Below are 14,618 nucleotides of genomic sequence, written 5' to 3'. Positions count from 1 at the left end.
CGACGCCGCGCTCTTTAGACCTGCCCACCGCAACTGGCTCGCGCTAAGGTCTGGATTATCCCGTTTTTCCAAGCATGCGCAGAAGGTATCCGTGCAGACATGGATGATTTGCGCTGTCGGGGCGATGGCCCCGTTTGCTCGCCATCCTAGATGGTCACGTTGCTGGCCCGGCCGGGTCTTCCTTGACGCCGCGGGCGACGATCCGAAGTGCCTCATCCGGTAGAGGCCGTTTCAGCTTCAGGGCCTCGTCCGGAGGTGCCGTCATCCAGGTCTCGACCTCGTCAGGCTTCGTCAGGATCACCGGCATTGCCTTCGGGTGAATGGCGCCGACCTCGGCGTTCGCCTCCGTCGTAAGGAACGCGAAGAGATCGTTGGTCGTCTCGCCTTCCTTGACCTTCCGGACCGACGTCCAGTTGGTCCAGATGCCGGCGAAGCAGGCGAGGGGACGGGTCTCATTGAGCGCGAACCAGATGTCGCCGCCTTCGGCCTTGTTGAACTCGCTGAAGGAGTTGAACGGCACCACGCAGCGATTTTCGACTCCGAGCCATCGCGTCCAGTGCTTGCTCCTCACGTTGCGGATGTTGGTCGTGCCGCCGTCCGGCTCCATTCTGAGCAATTCCTTGAAATCCACTGCCTTGCCCTTGGCCTGCAGCTTCTCCGCTCGTTTCTTCGTCGCGTCCATCAGCGCCTTTGACGACGACGGCATTCCCCACCGCGCCGTAGCAAGTTCGCGGCCCTCAGCCCCGTTGCGCACGATCGGTGCCTGGTAGTCAGGAAAGACCCCAGGCATCGGCGCCAGATTACCAACGTAGCGGTTCACGACACGAAACACCGCGCTGATCGCGGCCTGGTTTGTCGTGATCGAATAGAGATTGCACATCGGTCATGATTCGGTTCGAGGGTGGCGCGGCTGCCACGTCAACTGTAGCAGAGTCGCGGATGGACGCCGGCCAGCCTTGGCGCATTTGCGGCAGCGCAGCCGGCTGGCGAGATCGTGCACGAAGGTGGTCGGCGGGTGCTTCATCGCCGCGAGGTCCACGTCGCTCGGCGTCTTACAGCGCGCACATCTGATCTCCAGCCAGGGGAAGCCTCCATTCACGGCCTGATCGATGGTCGGCGACGGATCGATCGGTTCGCCGTCACTCCACATCCGCTCATTCCAGCTTTCGCAAAGCAGCCTATCGGCTTGCTGGATCATCGCCTCGCCTTTGGCCCGCATCTCCGCCGATTGGCTAGCAAGGATGTTGGCCATCGCGCGGGCCTTGCCGAGCTCTTTTGCCAGAGCCTTGCGATCGCCGCCCGACAGGGGCGTAGGGTGATACTTCGGGGCCATCCGGACATCCAGGCGCGAAGAAATCGGATCGGCAAATCCAGAGCGACTACGGCGTCTCGAACGCTGGCCAGCACCCGTCTTCTTCATGTCTGCCGGTGCGCTGCCGGCAGGTATTGTCGAGCAGCCGCTGCGCGACGTCCTTCCAGAGCGCGTTGTCGCCATACAGTCGAACGGCATCGGCGGTCTGGATTTCCACGGTCCGCTCGCAGCGGCGGCAGGAGATGCGCAGCACGTGGCGCTGAATTTCGGAGAGACGTCGCTGCCGGATCTGGGCGCCGGTCGTGCCGGCGCGAGGGTCTTCGAGGACCGATTCCCAATATCCAGCCGGAAGCGGCGCATCTGGAGCCCCAGTGGAGGGGCTTGGCCTACGGGCGGCTTCAGCGGCCAGCTTTTCCATTTGCTTCGGGGTCGGCATGCGCCAGCTCGCGGGTCGATCGGTCATGCCTGAATTAGAACATAACAAGAACAAATGTCGAGTCCGACGAGGGCAGCTGCTGAGAAAAATCCTCCTACGGGACGGCTCGCGATGTCGGAACCAAGCCGGTTAGTTCGTCTTGAATCCGGCATCAGTAATGGAGTTCCCCGCGATGGCCCCCCGCGCCAACTGGAAAGGCTTCCTGCGTCTTTCGCTCGTCACTTGTCCGGTCGCGCTCTATCCGGCCACATCGGATTCCGAAAAGGTCTCGTTCAACCAGCTGAACCGAAAGACTGGCCATCGGATCAAGTACGCCAAGGTCGATGCCGACACCGGCGAGGAGGTCGATAACGAGGACATCGTCAAGGGCTACAAGGTTGATACCGATACCTTTATCGAGGTGACCAAGGAGGAACTTGAGAACGTCGCGCTGGAATCGACGCGAACCATCGAGATCGACGAGTTCGTCGATCGCAGCGAGATCGATCCGCGATATCTCATTCGCCCCTACTACCTGCGTCCTGACGGTAAAGTCGGGCACGATGCCTTCGCCGTCATTCGGGAAACCATCCGCGAGATGAACAAGGTCGCAATCGGCCGCGTGGTGCTGACCAATCGCGAGCACATCATCGCGCTCGAGCCGCTCGATAAGGGGCTGATGGGGACGCTGCTGCGCTATCCCTACGAAGTCCGTCCCGCCGACGAATATTTCGACGACATTCAGGATGTCAAAGTTACAAAGGACATGCTTGATCTCGCCAAGCACATCGTCAATCAGAAGGCGGGCCATTTCGAGCCGGACAAGTTCGAAGACCAGTACGAAACCGCCCTCATCGATCTCATCAATCAGAAGCGCGCCGGCAAGCCCATCAGGGCGAAAGAGCGTCCCCGTGGCGAGAATGTGGTCGATCTGATGGACGCACTGCGCAAGAGCATTGGACGAGACGCGTCGGCAGCGACACAGGCGCCCAAGAAGCCAACCAAGAAGGCGCGCAAGGCGGCGGCCGGGCAGAAGGAAATGTTGATGCCGATTGCCGGCAAGAAGCCAGCGAAGGAAACCGCGGCAAAGAAGCCGGCGGCCAGACCGCAGCGGAAGTCAGCCTAGCGTGTCGTGAAGCGTCCCGTGATGCCAGGCGGCCGTTAGTTCGTTGTCCGCGGCGGGGAGCGATATGGCTGCGCTGAAAAGGACTTCCAGGAGATCGATGTTGAGTGCGGGCATTCTCGCATACCGCAAGGGCGCTCGTGGGCTCGAGGTTCTGCTCGTTCATCCCGGCGGTCCGTTCTGGCGCAAGAAGGATAATGGCGCCTGGTCCATTCCGAAGGGCGAAATCGATACCGCGGATGCTCCAGAGCAGGTCGCGCGGCGCGAGTTCGCCGAGGAGCTCGGCGCCAGCGCTTCGATTGGTCCACTCCGACCTCTGGGTGATATCCGACAGCGAGGAGGGAAGCGTGTCATCGCATTCGCCGGCGAGGGGCATTTTGACCCGACGGCTCTGACCAGCAATACCTTCGATATCGAATGGCCGCCCCGAAGCGGTCGACGGCAGAGCTTTCCCGAAGTAGACCGCGCGCAATGGTTCGATATCGAATTCGCACGGACCAAGATGTTGTCCGCTCAGGTCGAACTTCTCGATCGTCTTTTGGCGATCACGGCTGAGAGCGACCGAAAATGATGTTCAGGATTGGAATCATTTCGGACACGCACGGCCTGTTGAGGCCCGAGGCCGAACGAGGCCTGACGGGCGTCGATCACATCATTCATGCCGGCGATATCGGGCGTCCTGAGATCGTCGACGCGCTTCGCCGGATCGCGCCTGTCACCGCCATCCGTGGAAACGTGGACAGCGGCGGGTGGGCCCGCGAATATCCCGACACGAAACTCGTGTGCTTGGCGGGAAAGTCGATCTACGTTCTGCACGACCTGAAGACGCTACAGATCGATCCCTGCGCAGGCATCGACGTCATTGTCTCCGGGCATTCCCACGTGCCGAAGATCGACACGGTCGGTGGCGTTCTTTACCTGAATCCCGGCAGCGCGGGACGGCGGCGCTTCAAGCTGCCGATCACGCTTGCGACGCTCGAAGTCACGCGTGAGGGCGTGCGACCGAAAATCCACGACCTTGGAGGCGACTGAGCGCACCACTACGGACGGTTTCACAGCGAAGGAGGCGAATGCGTTAATTCGTTCCGTTGGCCGGTTACGCCCGAACGGAAGCGCTATTTGCGCGAACGTTCTCGCTCGCGCACGACATCCTTGGCCCGCTTGTCGGACCTGAGCCCGAGATAGACCGGCTGGCGCAGTTCGCCTTTGCTTGTCCACTCCGCGAATTTGACCTCGGCAACCAGCGAGGGCCTGACCCAGGTCGTGGCGGCCTCGTCCTTCACTTTGGCAGGAAAGGGTGACTTAGAGGCCCTCAGCTTCAAGAGCTTGGCATGAAGGTCTTCCAGGGCCTTGTGGCTGAAGCCAGTGCCGACATGCCCGATGTAGCGCCATGCGTCGTCTTCCCGCACGGCGAGGACCAGGGCGCCGAAGAACGGCCTGGTGCGCCTGGGCGCCGTGAAGCCGACGATCACCACTTCCTGTCGCTTTGCCGTCTTGATTTTCAGCCAATCCGGGGTCCGGCTTCCGGACGCATACGAACTATCGGCCCGCTTGGCCATGATGCCTTCGAGACCCTTCAGCTCGGCCTCGGCGAAGAATTTCGTACCATCCCCTTTGCGGTGAGGGCTGAACGCGATCAGCTTGTCGCGCGGCAGGATTGCCTTCAGCCGCTTCTTGCGCTCGAGAAGAGGCCGCTTCCGCAAGTCTGTTGCGTTCTCAAACATGAGATCGAAGGCGCAATACAGGAGCTTCGCCTCATGGCGCAGCGCGTTTTGAAGCAACTGGAAATGCGAGACGCCGTCCTTTCCGATCGCGACGAGCTCCCCGTCGATCACCGCATCGCCCTTCACGCCCTCCAGCGCTTCGGCGACCTCGATATAGCTTCGGCTGATGATCTTGCCATTGCGGCTGTAGAGCGCAACCTTGCCCCGCCGGATTTCCGCGATCATCCGGAAGCCGTCATACTTGTCCTCGAAAACCCAGCCGGGATCGTCGAACGGCGCGTCGGTGAGCGTAGCGAGCATTGGCTGCAGGCGCTTGGGCAGGGTCGACGTCCGGCTCATTCGAGGCCAATCCTTAAGAGCACGTTGCGAAATGCATGGACGTCCTTCAAGGATTAGGAAACGCTTCGGGGCCGCGTCGTGTTCCGCAGGCTCCGTGGCATGCGACGTTGACGCTCGATTAAGGAGGGCGGATCAGACCGATGGCGAGAAAACTGAAAACCTTTCAGACTTCGCTGGGCTTCTTCGATCTGGCAATCGCCGCTCCTTCCATGAAAGCGGCCCTCGAAGCCTGGGGCGCCAACAGCAATCTCTTCCACCAGGGCGCGGCGAAGGAAAGCGACGATCCGGACGTCATCGCTGCGGCCATGAAGAAGCCTGGCGTCGTTCTCAGGCGCCCGGTCGGATCCAACCGATCCTTCAGCGAGCAGGCCGAACTGCCCTCCGATCTCGGCGGGGACAGAAGATCGACGAACGCGCCGCGCAAATCGAAGGGGCAAATTGCGAAGAAGCCTTCCTCACGTCCCGTCGACAAGACGGCCGAGCGGAAGGCTGCGCTTGCCAACGAACGGGAGGAGAGGCGCCGGGAGAGTGAACGGGCGAGGGAGGGGGCCGCCAGGGAGAAAGAGCGTGAGCGGCGCCGTCAGCAGGCGATCGACAAGGCGCAGGCTGCGCTGGACAAGGCGGAGCAGGAGCACGCGAAGCGGGCTGTCGCCATCCAGGCCGAGGTTGAGGCTCTCGCGAAGAGATCGCAAACAGAAGACGATCGCTGGAATAAGGAGAGGAAGCGATTGGAAGCTGCGCTGCAGCGTGCGCGGAGTTAGTCGTGACGGGCCTTTGATCTGCGGCACCCACGAGTGAAGGCCAGAGGTCATTGTCAAGCGTTCATCGTTCGGGATCCGGTACGCGCGCTGCGGCTCGGTTCACCGCGGTGCGGCCCCGTCGGTCCTCGGGACCGAGCCCCATGACCGCCTGATGCAGCTCGGCCGGGATCGTCAGCGGACTTTCCGGGGGCTTGTTCGCCCACTGCCAGAAGTGATCGAACGCATCCATCACAGGTCCTCCCTCAGGCCCCGAAAGAACGGGTGGCGGACCTTTCCCTCGGCCGACTTCGCGCGATACTCTATTTCAGCCAGAAGCTTGGGTTCGACCCAGATGCCCTTGTGACCAATGCGCTTGGTATAAGGCTGGGTCTTTCGAATGAGGGGTTTAAGCCGTTTCTGCAGATCGGCGGCCGAGATCTTGTCGAAGCCGTGGTCGACTTTGCCGGCGTAGACCAGATCGTCGCCCTTGCGCCGGCCGACGTAGATGCCGTCCCACTTCGTCCCATCGAGTGCGAAGCCGGCAATGGTCAACGTCTCACGCTGTACGCAGGTCTTTTTGACCCAATCATTCGTGCGTCCCGTTGGATAGGCGCTGCCCCGGACCTTCGAGACGACGCCTTCGAGGCCGAGCTTGCAGGCGTGCGCGAACATCTCGCGGCCGTCTATCTCGAAACTTTCGCTGAACTGGATGTCGGTGCCGCTTAGAATCTTCTTGAGTTCGGCTTTGCGCTGAAGGAGCGGTAGCTTCCGGATATCTCGGCCGTTCAGATAGAGCAGATCGAACGCGACGAGCACGATGCTCTTCGACTTGCCCTTGAGCTCGTTCTGCAGAACCGAGAAGTCGGTCGTGCCGTCGGCGGCAGGTACCACGATCTCGCCGTCCACCAAAGCCGAGTTCGCCTTGATCCGCCAGGCATCATGAGCGACCTTCTTGAAGCGATGCGTCCAATCGTGGCCGCGCCGGGTGAAGATCTTCGCCGTCTCGTTGGCGAGATGGACCTGAACACGGTAGCCGTCGAACTTGATTTCGTGAATCCAGCGCTCTCCGGATGGCACCTTCTCGATCGAGGTGGCCAGGGCCGGTTCGATAAAGCCGGGGAAGGGCGCCTTGACGCCGATAGCCGACGGCATTTTACGCTGAAATGCCACTGAAGAACTCCACGCTACAGGCGATTCAAATTGGCACAGTTCGAATCGTTCCGGAACCGGCGAATCCTTGTTGCGTTGCCTCGACGCCACGAACAGGAGGTATCCATGGCGGCAGCTAAGAAGACGAAGACGGCGCGCGGGCGGAAGCAGGACCGGGCACGGGTGGCCGGCGGGCAGGACTACGAAGTGAAATACGAGGCGAAGAAGACGGGAAAGTCGGCGCCGGCGGTGAAAAAGGCTGTCAAAAAGGTCGGCAACGCGCGAAAGCGCGTCGAGAAACGACTAGGCCGCTGACTCGGAGACTGGCTGGCGTCGAAGCTTAGCGCCGGTCCTCCTCGTCAGGGGAGCATTCTGGGCAGCTATCACCAATCGAGTCCAGCACGTCGCGAATTGCGGCCTCCGCTGCTTGAGGGGAGACGTCTGCCGGCGGGTCCTGACGGGCGATATCGAAGGCGCCCTCTCGTGCATGCGGATCGGCGCGGTCTTGCATCCAACCGTGCTCCTCGCACTCGCGGATGGCGCCGGCTTCGTTCAGCACGTTGATCGCCCAACCGCGCAGGGTGCGGATCGCCGGCCGTCTCTGCCTGGTCATCAGCATTGAAAGATCTCCCACGCTGAGACGAATCGTTTGGCCCCGCAGACGTTCCCTATCGCTAACACACAACTGGGATTCGGGATCGTGGGATCTCGTGGTTTTTCGAAGGCAGAATTGCGTGTGGCTGTCGCCGCACCGGGTACTCGTAAACCGGGCCGCACAGCGTCTCGGCGTGTGGCTTCGATCCCTCGCTCCGGAGCACCGCGCCCTCGCAGGGCAGAAACGAAAACCGGACCTTTATGCAGCAGCCACCTGCACAAAGGTCCGGCCTTATCTCAGCGTGCCGCGATACCGAACGGCTGCAAAGGACGCTTCTATCCTTTGGGAGGTCTCGGTTTTACCTGGGTTGCGACCCGAAGACGGCAATAGATCAGTAGCCGATACGACTACTTCTTCTTTGAAGTCTTCTTTGCCACCTTCTTGGTGGCTGCCTTCGCGGTCTTCTTTGCCTTCTTCGCTTTCTTGGCCATGTGGTCCTCTGTAAGAATTGGCTCTCAGTGAACATGCCCACGCCGTGCATAGACATGCGCACGAGTGGGACGATATCACAAAAGCAAAATCGATACCAAGAAGACGTGAATCCGTATTGAGTCGCTCGCCGGAGGCCCCCCGTCATTGCATGCCGGCGCCGCTATCACTGCCCTTCGGGTCGGGTGCCTTCTTAACCGGTCTTGCGACTGCACACGGTCCCGGGTCCCGCCGCTACGCGTCGGCGCTATGCGGATCCTCCTGCGGGTGCGTCCCGCGAGTGGCCTTCGCTTTCGCTCCACCCACAGGCCTCTCTTCCATAATTGTGAGACTCTGTGAGAATGTCGGGCGGTTCTCCTATCATTGCCTGCATCACGTTCGCTCAGGTTTTGGCGCGTGCGGCAAGGGCCGCACCGGGCTCTCGTGAACCGAGCCGCGCAGCGTCTCGGCCGCCGTGCGGCTTCGATCCCTCGCGCTAGAGCTTTGGTGCTCCTCGCCGGGGGCACTCGGGAAAGGGGCTCGCCTGCGGCGATCGCTATCACTGCCCCGTTCCCGGGTGCCGCTATTGAACCGGTCTCGTCGCTGCACTCGGACCCGCGTGCCCCTTCGGGTCGCTATGCTCACGCTCTCCGGGTGCCATTTTCCGTTGCGGCGATGCGCCCTTGGGCGCACGCCTGATCGCGAATGTTGCCCTCGGTAGATGGCGCAAGGACTGAGAGTAAGAGTGCAGGCTGGCTTATCCGTGACGGGTTAGATGTTGCGAGAGAGACTCGCGGCGCCCGTCGCGGAGACTCGCGATGTCAAACACTACTGCTCGCGCGCGCGCCGGCCAGGACCGGGCAACCCTATATAACGAAATTACCGACAAGATCATTGCCGAGCTTGAGGCCGGACGCGTCCCCTGGGTTCAGCCCTGGGGTACGTCCGCGGCGAAAGCGCCGCTGGCCATGCCGAAAAATGCGTCGACCAACCGGCAATACAGTGGCCGCAAGGAGCGCGACTGATAGGAACGTACGATAGCCAAGTCGCTTTTGGACAGTCGCGTGTGCTTCTGGTTTGGACCAGGCTGATCATGCCGAACGGCCGGTCCATCGTATTGGAACGGCAGCCAGGAGCCGACGCCGCGGGGTATTCTGGCCTTGAGGATCAGGTCGACAACCACTGGAAGGAGTTGTTGGGCGCGGCTGCACTCTCAACTTTGCTAGCTGTCGGCACCGAGGTGAATTCTGGGGGGGACGCCAACAACAGCAACAGTAGCATTATTCAGGCGCTACGACGGGGAGCAGGGGATTCCCTCAATCAGACCGGTCAGCAGATCGTTCGGCGTAACCTTAACATCCAGCCGACGCTGACCATTCGTCCTGGGTTTCCGGTGCGGGTGATCGTGAATCGCGATCTCGTGCTTGAACCGTATAGGAGCTAAGAGCATGGCCAAACTCAAGCTCGGTGCGATCACCGACGATAAGCCGGTCAAGGTCACGCACGAGTTGCCAGCAGCCGTACACCGAGACCTGGTCACGTATGCCGGACTCCTTGCGCGCGATAGTGGTCAACCTATCGGCGATCCGGTCAGACTGATCGCTCCAATGTTAGCGCGTTTCATGGCAACTGATCGAGCTTTCGCAAAACTTCGTCGCGCAAATCAGGTTGCCAAATGACGCGAGGGGTAGCGCTCGGAAAGAAGCTTCAGGAAAGTTTCGAGTGCCGGGTTTTCGTTGTCGTTCTGCCAGTAGGCAGCATAGCTCAGCATGCTCGGCCCAGTGCCGTCACGTATCTCCCGATACACGAGCCCCGAGAAATTGGCACCGATATCCGATTCTAGAACAAGGCTTATACCGGCCTTCATCGTAACGAGGCTCTTGACAACTCCGCGACTGACGTCGTGTCGCTCGATCTTTGGACGCTCTACCGGCGAAACAAGCTTGGAAACCAGCAGATCCTCAATTTCTTGTCCCGGATCGTATTGGCTTAGGATGATAGTTTCGTCGCGCAAGTCAGTCCAATAGACGGCCTCTCGCGCTGCCAGAGAATGTTCCGCGGGCAAGACGGCGAACACGCGCTCGTTCCAAAGTGGCTTTGCGTTGCTACTCGGCGACGGCAGGTTTCCTACAATGATTAGAACATCGAGGACACCGTTACGAAGAGCTGTCGCCAAGCGTGTGCGCCGTCGTTCAACTGTCGCGAGTTCGATCTGAGGAAATCTCTGGCGGAAATCCAGCAACGATGCTCTCAGATTACCCGTCGTAAGAGATGTACAGAAGCCTATGGCGAGTCGGCCAGCTTCGCCTCGGCCTGTAGCCCTCGTCATGCTGGCAAGCGTGTCTAGCTGCTCGAGTATTGATCGCGCCATCCGCAAGAACTGACGGCCGGTCGGCGTAGCTCGAACACCGCCGCTCGATCGCTCGAATATGGCAGCGCCAAACCTATGTTCGAGTAGCTGAATTGAACGGCTGAGGGTTGATTGCTTAATTGACAGTACTTCGGCAGCCTGTCGGAAACTGCCGTAGTCTGCCGCTGCTATCGCGTGCTGAAGTTGATCAAAATCCACGCCTAAACGTCGTCCTCCCCTAAACAGCCCGGGAAAACTGGGACACTCCATGGTAGCCACACCGTTCAAATGAAAATTTGCAGACGGTTGTACAAAAAAATAAGACGATTCTTGGTTGCAAATTCGGTCGTCGTATGATTAACGCTCTGGTGGACCAAGACGATCACGAGAATCGTGTCCCGTGGCTTGGTGTGGCTGGCCGTGAGCCACCGCGTTCGGGCGGGTTAGCTTTCGATAGCCGGAAGGCTGACGGCTGGATCATCGCTCTAGGGGCGCGACGGTTTTCAGTGTCATGTAACGGGCGCCCTAGACGGTCCATTCGTCTTGTTTGGATCGGATCTACCCAACTTGCCAGCGGCCGCTTCGCCATGATCGATGACGGTCTCGGCTTCAGCCTCGTACCCTGGCGGTCGGCCATTGAGAAGGAAATCGGCCGAGAGGTCGTCGGCATCGTGCGTGGCGACGACATCTCTTGGCAATATTTGGCCGAAAGCGAGGGCTCGGTATCTAGGAGCCAGCCGTGAACGAACAGCGATAAAGGTGGTCAATCGCCAGCGAACCTCACTGTTTTTGTTGGTCTTTTCGCTTGCTACTTGCGTTCGCGGCGCCGGGCGGATCGCACTGATCTCCCGGGACAGGTGGTGCTCGTTCTGCAAGGTGGCGGCGCACTGGGATCCTATCAGGCCGGTGTCTATCAAGGGCTGCAGGAAGCCGGAATCGAGCCGGACTGGATCATCGGCACCTCGATCGGAGCCATCAACGCAAGTCTGATTGCCGGAAACGAGCCGCAGCGCCGGCTAGAGCGGCTGCTGCGTGCCTTCTGGAGCCGCGTGCAGCGCGTCCCGCGCTGGGGCTTTGAGGGCGCTTTCCCTGGACTGGACGGACGGTGGTCGCACCGGAGCACGCTGACCCAGGGCATCCCCAGATTTTTCACGCCGAACCCGCTTGCCCATGCCGGAGACGCCTTTCTGCTGGGCGCCGACCACGCCGGCTACTACTCGACGGCGCCGCTCGATCACACTCTCGCCGAGTTGGTGAACTTCGACCTGATCAATCAGGGAAGGCCGCGCCTGACTATGGGCGCGGCGCATGTGCGAACCAGCCGGATGCGCTATTTCGACACCCGCGATGGCAGGCTCGACGCTAGGCATATCATGGCTTCCGGGACTCTTCCGCCTGCCTTTCCGCCCGTGCGCATCGACGGCGAACTCTACTGGGACGGCGGCATCCTTTCCGATACACCCACCAAGGCGGTGTTCGATGACAATCCGAGAAGGGACTCGGTGATCTTCTCTGTCCATTTGTGGAATCCGGTGGGACCCGAGCCGATGACGATGGCCGATGTTCTCAACCGCCACAAGGACGTCGAGTATTCGAGCCGCATTGCGAGTCAGATCGCGCGCCACCAGCAGATGCATCGGTTGCGACACGTCATCAACGAACTCGCATCGCGGCTGCCCGAAAGCAAGCGCAGCAACCCGGAGGTCAGGGAATTGCTGGGCTATGGCTGCCAGACCCGAATGCATGTGGTCCGATTGCTCGCGCCGCAGTTGGAGTATGAAGATCACACCGAGGACATCGATTTCAGCCAGACCGGAATCGAGCAGCGTTGGGAAGCAGGCTACACGCACACTAAAGCCGTGCTCGCGCGTAAGCCCAGGATGGACCATTTCGATCCACTGTCAGGTGTTGTCCTTCACGAAGCCAAGGACCTGACAGCGCTTGTCGCCGAATGAGCGACCACGAGCCATCACGCGCTTGCGGCCACGCTCAACTGGTATGGCCGGCCGGTCGCATCCAGGTCCTGAGCGAAACTTCCTGAGCTTGGAAGCGCCGTACTTCTGCACGCGTTTGGCTCGGCATCTCACAAGCCGAGTTGGCGATGGCCTCGAAGGTCGCTACGCGAACCATTGCCCATCTAGAGAACGGCGGCCGCATTCCGCACGACCGCACGCTCAACGAATTCCTGATGGAAGACGACGATGCCGCCGTCGGTGTCGGCATTCGCGTCCGCCAGCCCAAGCTTCACCCGAGTATCTTGTCGGCTCGCGAGGAGAGGGCCGAAGAGAGCGGTCTTCCGGCAATTGGAAAGCGGAAACCTGTCAAAACGAAGGGCTGACCGGAGCTGATCGTGCCGGTCACGATTCCCCGCAAGTCGTCCACTTATTCGAATGCTTGCACCGAGCCGCACGGCAAAGCGGCGGCTCTGGTTTCACGGAGATGGGTCGCGCTGGCGCTAGTCTCTTAGTGACAAGGTTAGCAGCGATGCCAACGCAAGCGAAAGTGCGATGCCAATGATGCACGCCGTCCACCCGAAATGATCAAATAGCTGTCCTAGGATCGCGCTGCCGACAAGGCCACCGAAAAAATATGAGGCCAGATAGGTGCCGCTGGCAACGCCCCGATTTTCGGTTGCGGCGCGCCCGACAAAGCCGGTTGCTGCGGCCTGCGCAAAGAACGTCCCAACACCGACAAGGACCATGCCGGTCAGGACTTCGCCGAGATGCGAGCTGAGCAAGAGGGGCAAGCCTACTACGGCAACCCCCAGTGCGCCCCAGATTGTTGGTCGCGTTCCGATGCGCGTCGAGACGGTACCAGCCATCAAAGTCGTCACGACTGATGGCGCGAAGACGAAGTATACAAAGCCGAGCCCCATCATGCCGAGCGACAATGGCGGCCGCACCAGTACAAAGTTGACGTAAGTGAACGTGCCTATGAAGGCAAACAGGATGCAGAATCCCAGACCATACGCTGCACGCAGCCGCGGATTGCGCCAATGCGCGATCATCGCGGCAAACGGGGATTCCGTTAGCATGGTCGCATGCATTGGCTGGACGCGCCTGATCGTGAAATAGACCAGCACCGCGCCGGCCAGATTGAGCGCGGCAAAGAAATAGAAGTTCCAAGACAGTCCAAGACTATCGGCAAGTGCCGCCGAAATCAGCCGACCGATGAGATTACTCGCGACATTGCCTGTGATGTAGGCGGCGAAGGCGCCGCCGGCGTCCATCGCGCTGCATTGCTCTCCGAGGTAGGCGAGCGTAAGCGCAAAGGCCGACGCCATGCACAGGCCTTGCGCCACGCGCAGGGTCGTGAAGACGGCGAGGTTGGGCGCCACCGCGGGCAGGCTCGTCGGAATCGCAAGCAGCGTGAGGCTGAGCAATATCCCGAGACGCCGGTCGATATGCGGGCTGAAGAAGCCGACGACCAAGCCGGCGACAGCCATGCCAAAGGTGCTGGCGTTGACGGCAAATCCCATCGCTGCCGGTGTCACGCCATAATGGCGCGTCAGCGAGGGCAGAATCGCCTGGGTCGCGAACAGGTCGACGACGGTCAGGAATGCGGTCAGGCCAATGACGAGTGAACGAAGCACGACGCCGGGCGAGTGCCCCTGCATCGCCATCTCGGACGGCTTCATATGCGCAGACAGATCGGTCATGTCGCGATGTTTCCTGAGCAAGTGGATGTGACGCTCGGCGTGCGGGGCAGCATGGGGGATTCCGGGCGTCACATCCGGTAACGAGGGCTGGGGCCTAGTGCGCTCGTTACATGTTGTGGTCGTGCGGATCCTTGCGGACGTCGCCGACGTAGAGGATGACCGTTTCCTTGCCGAGGTTCTTCCACCAGTGCGAGGTGCCGAAAACTTCGGGCCTGAGATCGCCGGCCTTGTGCACGATCGGATCGACGCAGTTGGAGGCGTATTCGACGATCTCGCCCTGCTGCACGAAGATCAGCGCCGGCCGGTCGTCATGGCTATGCCAGGGCACGATGCCGCCGGGCTCGATCGTCAGCTTGCGGAAGCGCAGCTCGCGGTCCTTGATGTTGGCCGGCTGCTTTTCGAGGTTGATGGAGCCGAGCGTGACGTCGGTGACGCCGACCGGCTTGGTGTCGACCATCTGGCGCGCGTTCGGCTTCATCTTGTCGGCCGGGCATTCGCCGGCGAGCGCCGGTTGCGCGACGAGCGCGCCGGCGAGCGTAAGGCCCGGCCAGATCGCGCGCGACAGTTTGGGCTCGAATCTCTAATTTCGACCTCCACACGCGCATCCCGCGCCAAGACGTCCGCAAGCCCGATGACCTCGGTCGCCATCCCTCCTTTTCCGTCGCCCTATCGCCTGCGGTGCAAGCGAAGGTCGTCTGCACCGAATGAAGCGCATCGGCCTCCATGAAGAATCTCGGGTATTGAA

18 protein-coding genes and 3 pseudogenes are annotated in these 14,618 nt (G+C 60.8%); 11 read left to right on the top strand and 10 right to left on the bottom strand.

Annotated features, from left to right (window positions below):
* Positions 1–154 precede the first annotated feature (154 nt).
* From JQ632_RS20975 to JQ632_RS20965, 3 genes are read right to left on the bottom strand one after another with little or no spacing between them, the layout of a single operon-like run.
* Complete coding sequence (locus JQ632_RS20975; protein WP_212404477.1) at positions 155–880, bottom strand: SOS response-associated peptidase; 726 nt, start codon at positions 878–880, stop codon at positions 155–157.
* A 3-nt stretch (positions 881–883) separates the two neighbouring features.
* On the bottom strand, positions 884–1,333 hold the full coding sequence (locus JQ632_RS20970) for a hypothetical protein (RefSeq protein WP_212404476.1): 450 nt from the start codon (positions 1,331–1,333) through the stop codon (positions 884–886).
* A gap of 46 nt (positions 1,334–1,379) precedes the next feature.
* A complete protein-coding gene (locus JQ632_RS20965) occupies positions 1,380–1,775 on the bottom strand; it encodes a hypothetical protein (protein WP_212404475.1) in 396 nt (131 codons plus the stop codon).
* Between the two features lie 145 nt (positions 1,776–1,920).
* Between JQ632_RS20965 and JQ632_RS20960 the strand changes: the two genes are divergently transcribed.
* The 3 genes from JQ632_RS20960 (at position 1,921) to JQ632_RS20950 (ending at position 3,882) form a co-directional block, all read left to right on the top strand.
* On the top strand, positions 1,921–2,853 hold the full coding sequence (locus JQ632_RS20960; RefSeq protein WP_212404474.1) for a Ku protein: 933 nt from the start codon (positions 1,921–1,923) through the stop codon (positions 2,851–2,853).
* Positions 2,854–2,917: 64 nt separating this feature from the next.
* Entirely contained in the window at positions 2,918–3,421 is a 504-nt protein-coding gene (locus JQ632_RS20955; RefSeq protein WP_212404473.1) for an NUDIX domain-containing protein, read from the top strand.
* Entirely contained in the window at positions 3,418–3,882 is a 465-nt protein-coding gene (locus JQ632_RS20950; RefSeq protein ID WP_212404472.1) for a metallophosphoesterase family protein, read from the top strand. The genes JQ632_RS20955 and JQ632_RS20950 overlap by 4 nt, the downstream gene beginning before the upstream one ends.
* A gap of 83 nt (positions 3,883–3,965) precedes the next feature.
* Here JQ632_RS20950 and ligD (JQ632_RS20945) read toward each other — a convergent pair whose 3' ends face one another.
* A complete protein-coding gene (ligD, locus tag JQ632_RS20945) occupies positions 3,966–4,913 on the bottom strand; it encodes a non-homologous end-joining DNA ligase (protein WP_212404471.1) in 948 nt (315 codons plus the stop codon).
* Positions 4,914–5,053: 140 nt separating this feature from the next.
* Between ligD (JQ632_RS20945) and JQ632_RS20940 the strand changes: the two genes are divergently transcribed.
* The gene (locus tag JQ632_RS20940; RefSeq protein WP_212404470.1) at positions 5,054–5,674 is read left to right on the top strand and encodes a cell envelope biogenesis protein TolA; all 621 of its coding nucleotides are present in this window, start codon (positions 5,054–5,056) and stop codon (positions 5,672–5,674) included.
* 61 nt (positions 5,675–5,735) lie between these two features.
* On the opposite strand, the gene JQ632_RS20935 is transcribed toward JQ632_RS20940, so the two are convergent.
* Together JQ632_RS20935 and ligD (JQ632_RS20930) are read right to left on the bottom strand one after the other, a co-directional pair.
* Positions 5,736–5,903 (bottom strand): hypothetical protein, encoded by a 168-nt coding sequence (locus JQ632_RS20935; RefSeq protein WP_212404469.1) that lies wholly within the window; start codon positions 5,901–5,903, stop codon positions 5,736–5,738.
* Entirely contained in the window at positions 5,903–6,823 is a 921-nt protein-coding gene (ligD, locus tag JQ632_RS20930; protein ID WP_212404554.1) for a non-homologous end-joining DNA ligase, read from the bottom strand. The genes JQ632_RS20935 and ligD (JQ632_RS20930) overlap by 1 nt, the downstream gene beginning before the upstream one ends.
* A gap of 105 nt (positions 6,824–6,928) precedes the next feature.
* Here ligD (JQ632_RS20930) and JQ632_RS20925 point away from each other — a divergent pair, with 105 nt between their 5' ends.
* A complete protein-coding gene (locus tag JQ632_RS20925) occupies positions 6,929–7,117 on the top strand; it encodes a DUF3606 domain-containing protein (RefSeq protein ID WP_212404468.1) in 189 nt (62 codons plus the stop codon).
* A gap of 25 nt (positions 7,118–7,142) precedes the next feature.
* Here JQ632_RS20925 and JQ632_RS20920 read toward each other — a convergent pair whose 3' ends face one another.
* Complete coding sequence (locus JQ632_RS20920; RefSeq protein ID WP_212404467.1) at positions 7,143–7,421, bottom strand: hypothetical protein; 279 nt, start codon at positions 7,419–7,421, stop codon at positions 7,143–7,145.
* 1,262 nt (positions 7,422–8,683) lie between these two features.
* Here JQ632_RS20920 and JQ632_RS20915 point away from each other — a divergent pair.
* The 3 genes and pseudogenes from JQ632_RS20915 to JQ632_RS20905 form a co-directional block, all read left to right on the top strand.
* A pseudogene (locus JQ632_RS20915) lies at positions 8,684–8,872 on the top strand (ArdC-like ssDNA-binding domain-containing protein); the annotation flags it as partial.
* Positions 8,872–9,309 (top strand): annotated as a pseudogene (locus tag JQ632_RS20910) (TrbI/VirB10 family protein); the annotation flags it as partial. The pseudogenes JQ632_RS20915 and JQ632_RS20910, both read left to right, overlap by 1 nt.
* A gap of 4 nt (positions 9,310–9,313) precedes the next feature.
* Positions 9,314–9,544 (top strand): DUF2274 domain-containing protein, encoded by a 231-nt coding sequence (locus JQ632_RS20905; protein WP_212404466.1) that lies wholly within the window; start codon positions 9,314–9,316, stop codon positions 9,542–9,544.
* Here the strand turns inward: JQ632_RS20905 and JQ632_RS20900 are convergent.
* The gene (locus JQ632_RS20900) at positions 9,529–10,434 is read right to left on the bottom strand and encodes a LysR family transcriptional regulator (protein WP_312015637.1); all 906 of its coding nucleotides are present in this window, start codon (positions 10,432–10,434) and stop codon (positions 9,529–9,531) included. The genes JQ632_RS20905 and JQ632_RS20900 overlap by 16 nt on opposite strands.
* 368 nt (positions 10,435–10,802) lie before the next feature.
* Here JQ632_RS20900 and JQ632_RS39520 point away from each other — a divergent pair, with 368 nt between their 5' ends.
* The 3 genes and pseudogenes from JQ632_RS39520 to JQ632_RS20885 all read left to right on the top strand — a co-directional run.
* Positions 10,803–10,958, top strand: a complete 156-nt coding sequence (locus tag JQ632_RS39520; RefSeq protein ID WP_312015636.1) for a DUF3363 domain-containing protein — start codon at positions 10,803–10,805, stop codon at positions 10,956–10,958.
* 69 nt (positions 10,959–11,027) lie between these two features.
* Positions 11,028–12,170, top strand: a complete 1,143-nt coding sequence (locus tag JQ632_RS20890) for a patatin-like phospholipase family protein (protein ID WP_212404464.1) — start codon at positions 11,028–11,030, stop codon at positions 12,168–12,170.
* A gap of 119 nt (positions 12,171–12,289) precedes the next feature.
* Positions 12,290–12,553 (top strand): annotated as a pseudogene (locus JQ632_RS20885) (helix-turn-helix domain-containing protein); the annotation flags it as partial.
* 117 nt (positions 12,554–12,670) lie between these two features.
* Here JQ632_RS20885 and JQ632_RS20880 read toward each other — a convergent pair.
* Together JQ632_RS20880 and JQ632_RS20875 are read right to left on the bottom strand one after the other, a co-directional pair.
* Positions 12,671–13,873, bottom strand: coding sequence for an MFS transporter (locus tag JQ632_RS20880; protein WP_212404462.1), 1,203 nt, complete (start codon positions 13,871–13,873; stop codon positions 12,671–12,673).
* 106 nt (positions 13,874–13,979) lie between these two features.
* Entirely contained in the window at positions 13,980–14,438 is a 459-nt protein-coding gene (locus JQ632_RS20875) for a cupin domain-containing protein (protein WP_212404553.1), read from the bottom strand.
* Between the last annotated feature and the right edge of the window lie 180 nt (positions 14,439–14,618).

Origin of the sequence: Bradyrhizobium liaoningense (genome assembly GCF_018130955.1) — a bacterium.
Taxonomy (GTDB): Bacteria; Pseudomonadota; Alphaproteobacteria; order Rhizobiales; family Xanthobacteraceae; genus Bradyrhizobium; species Bradyrhizobium liaoningense_C.
This window is presented reverse-complemented; position numbering and strand designations above follow the sequence as displayed.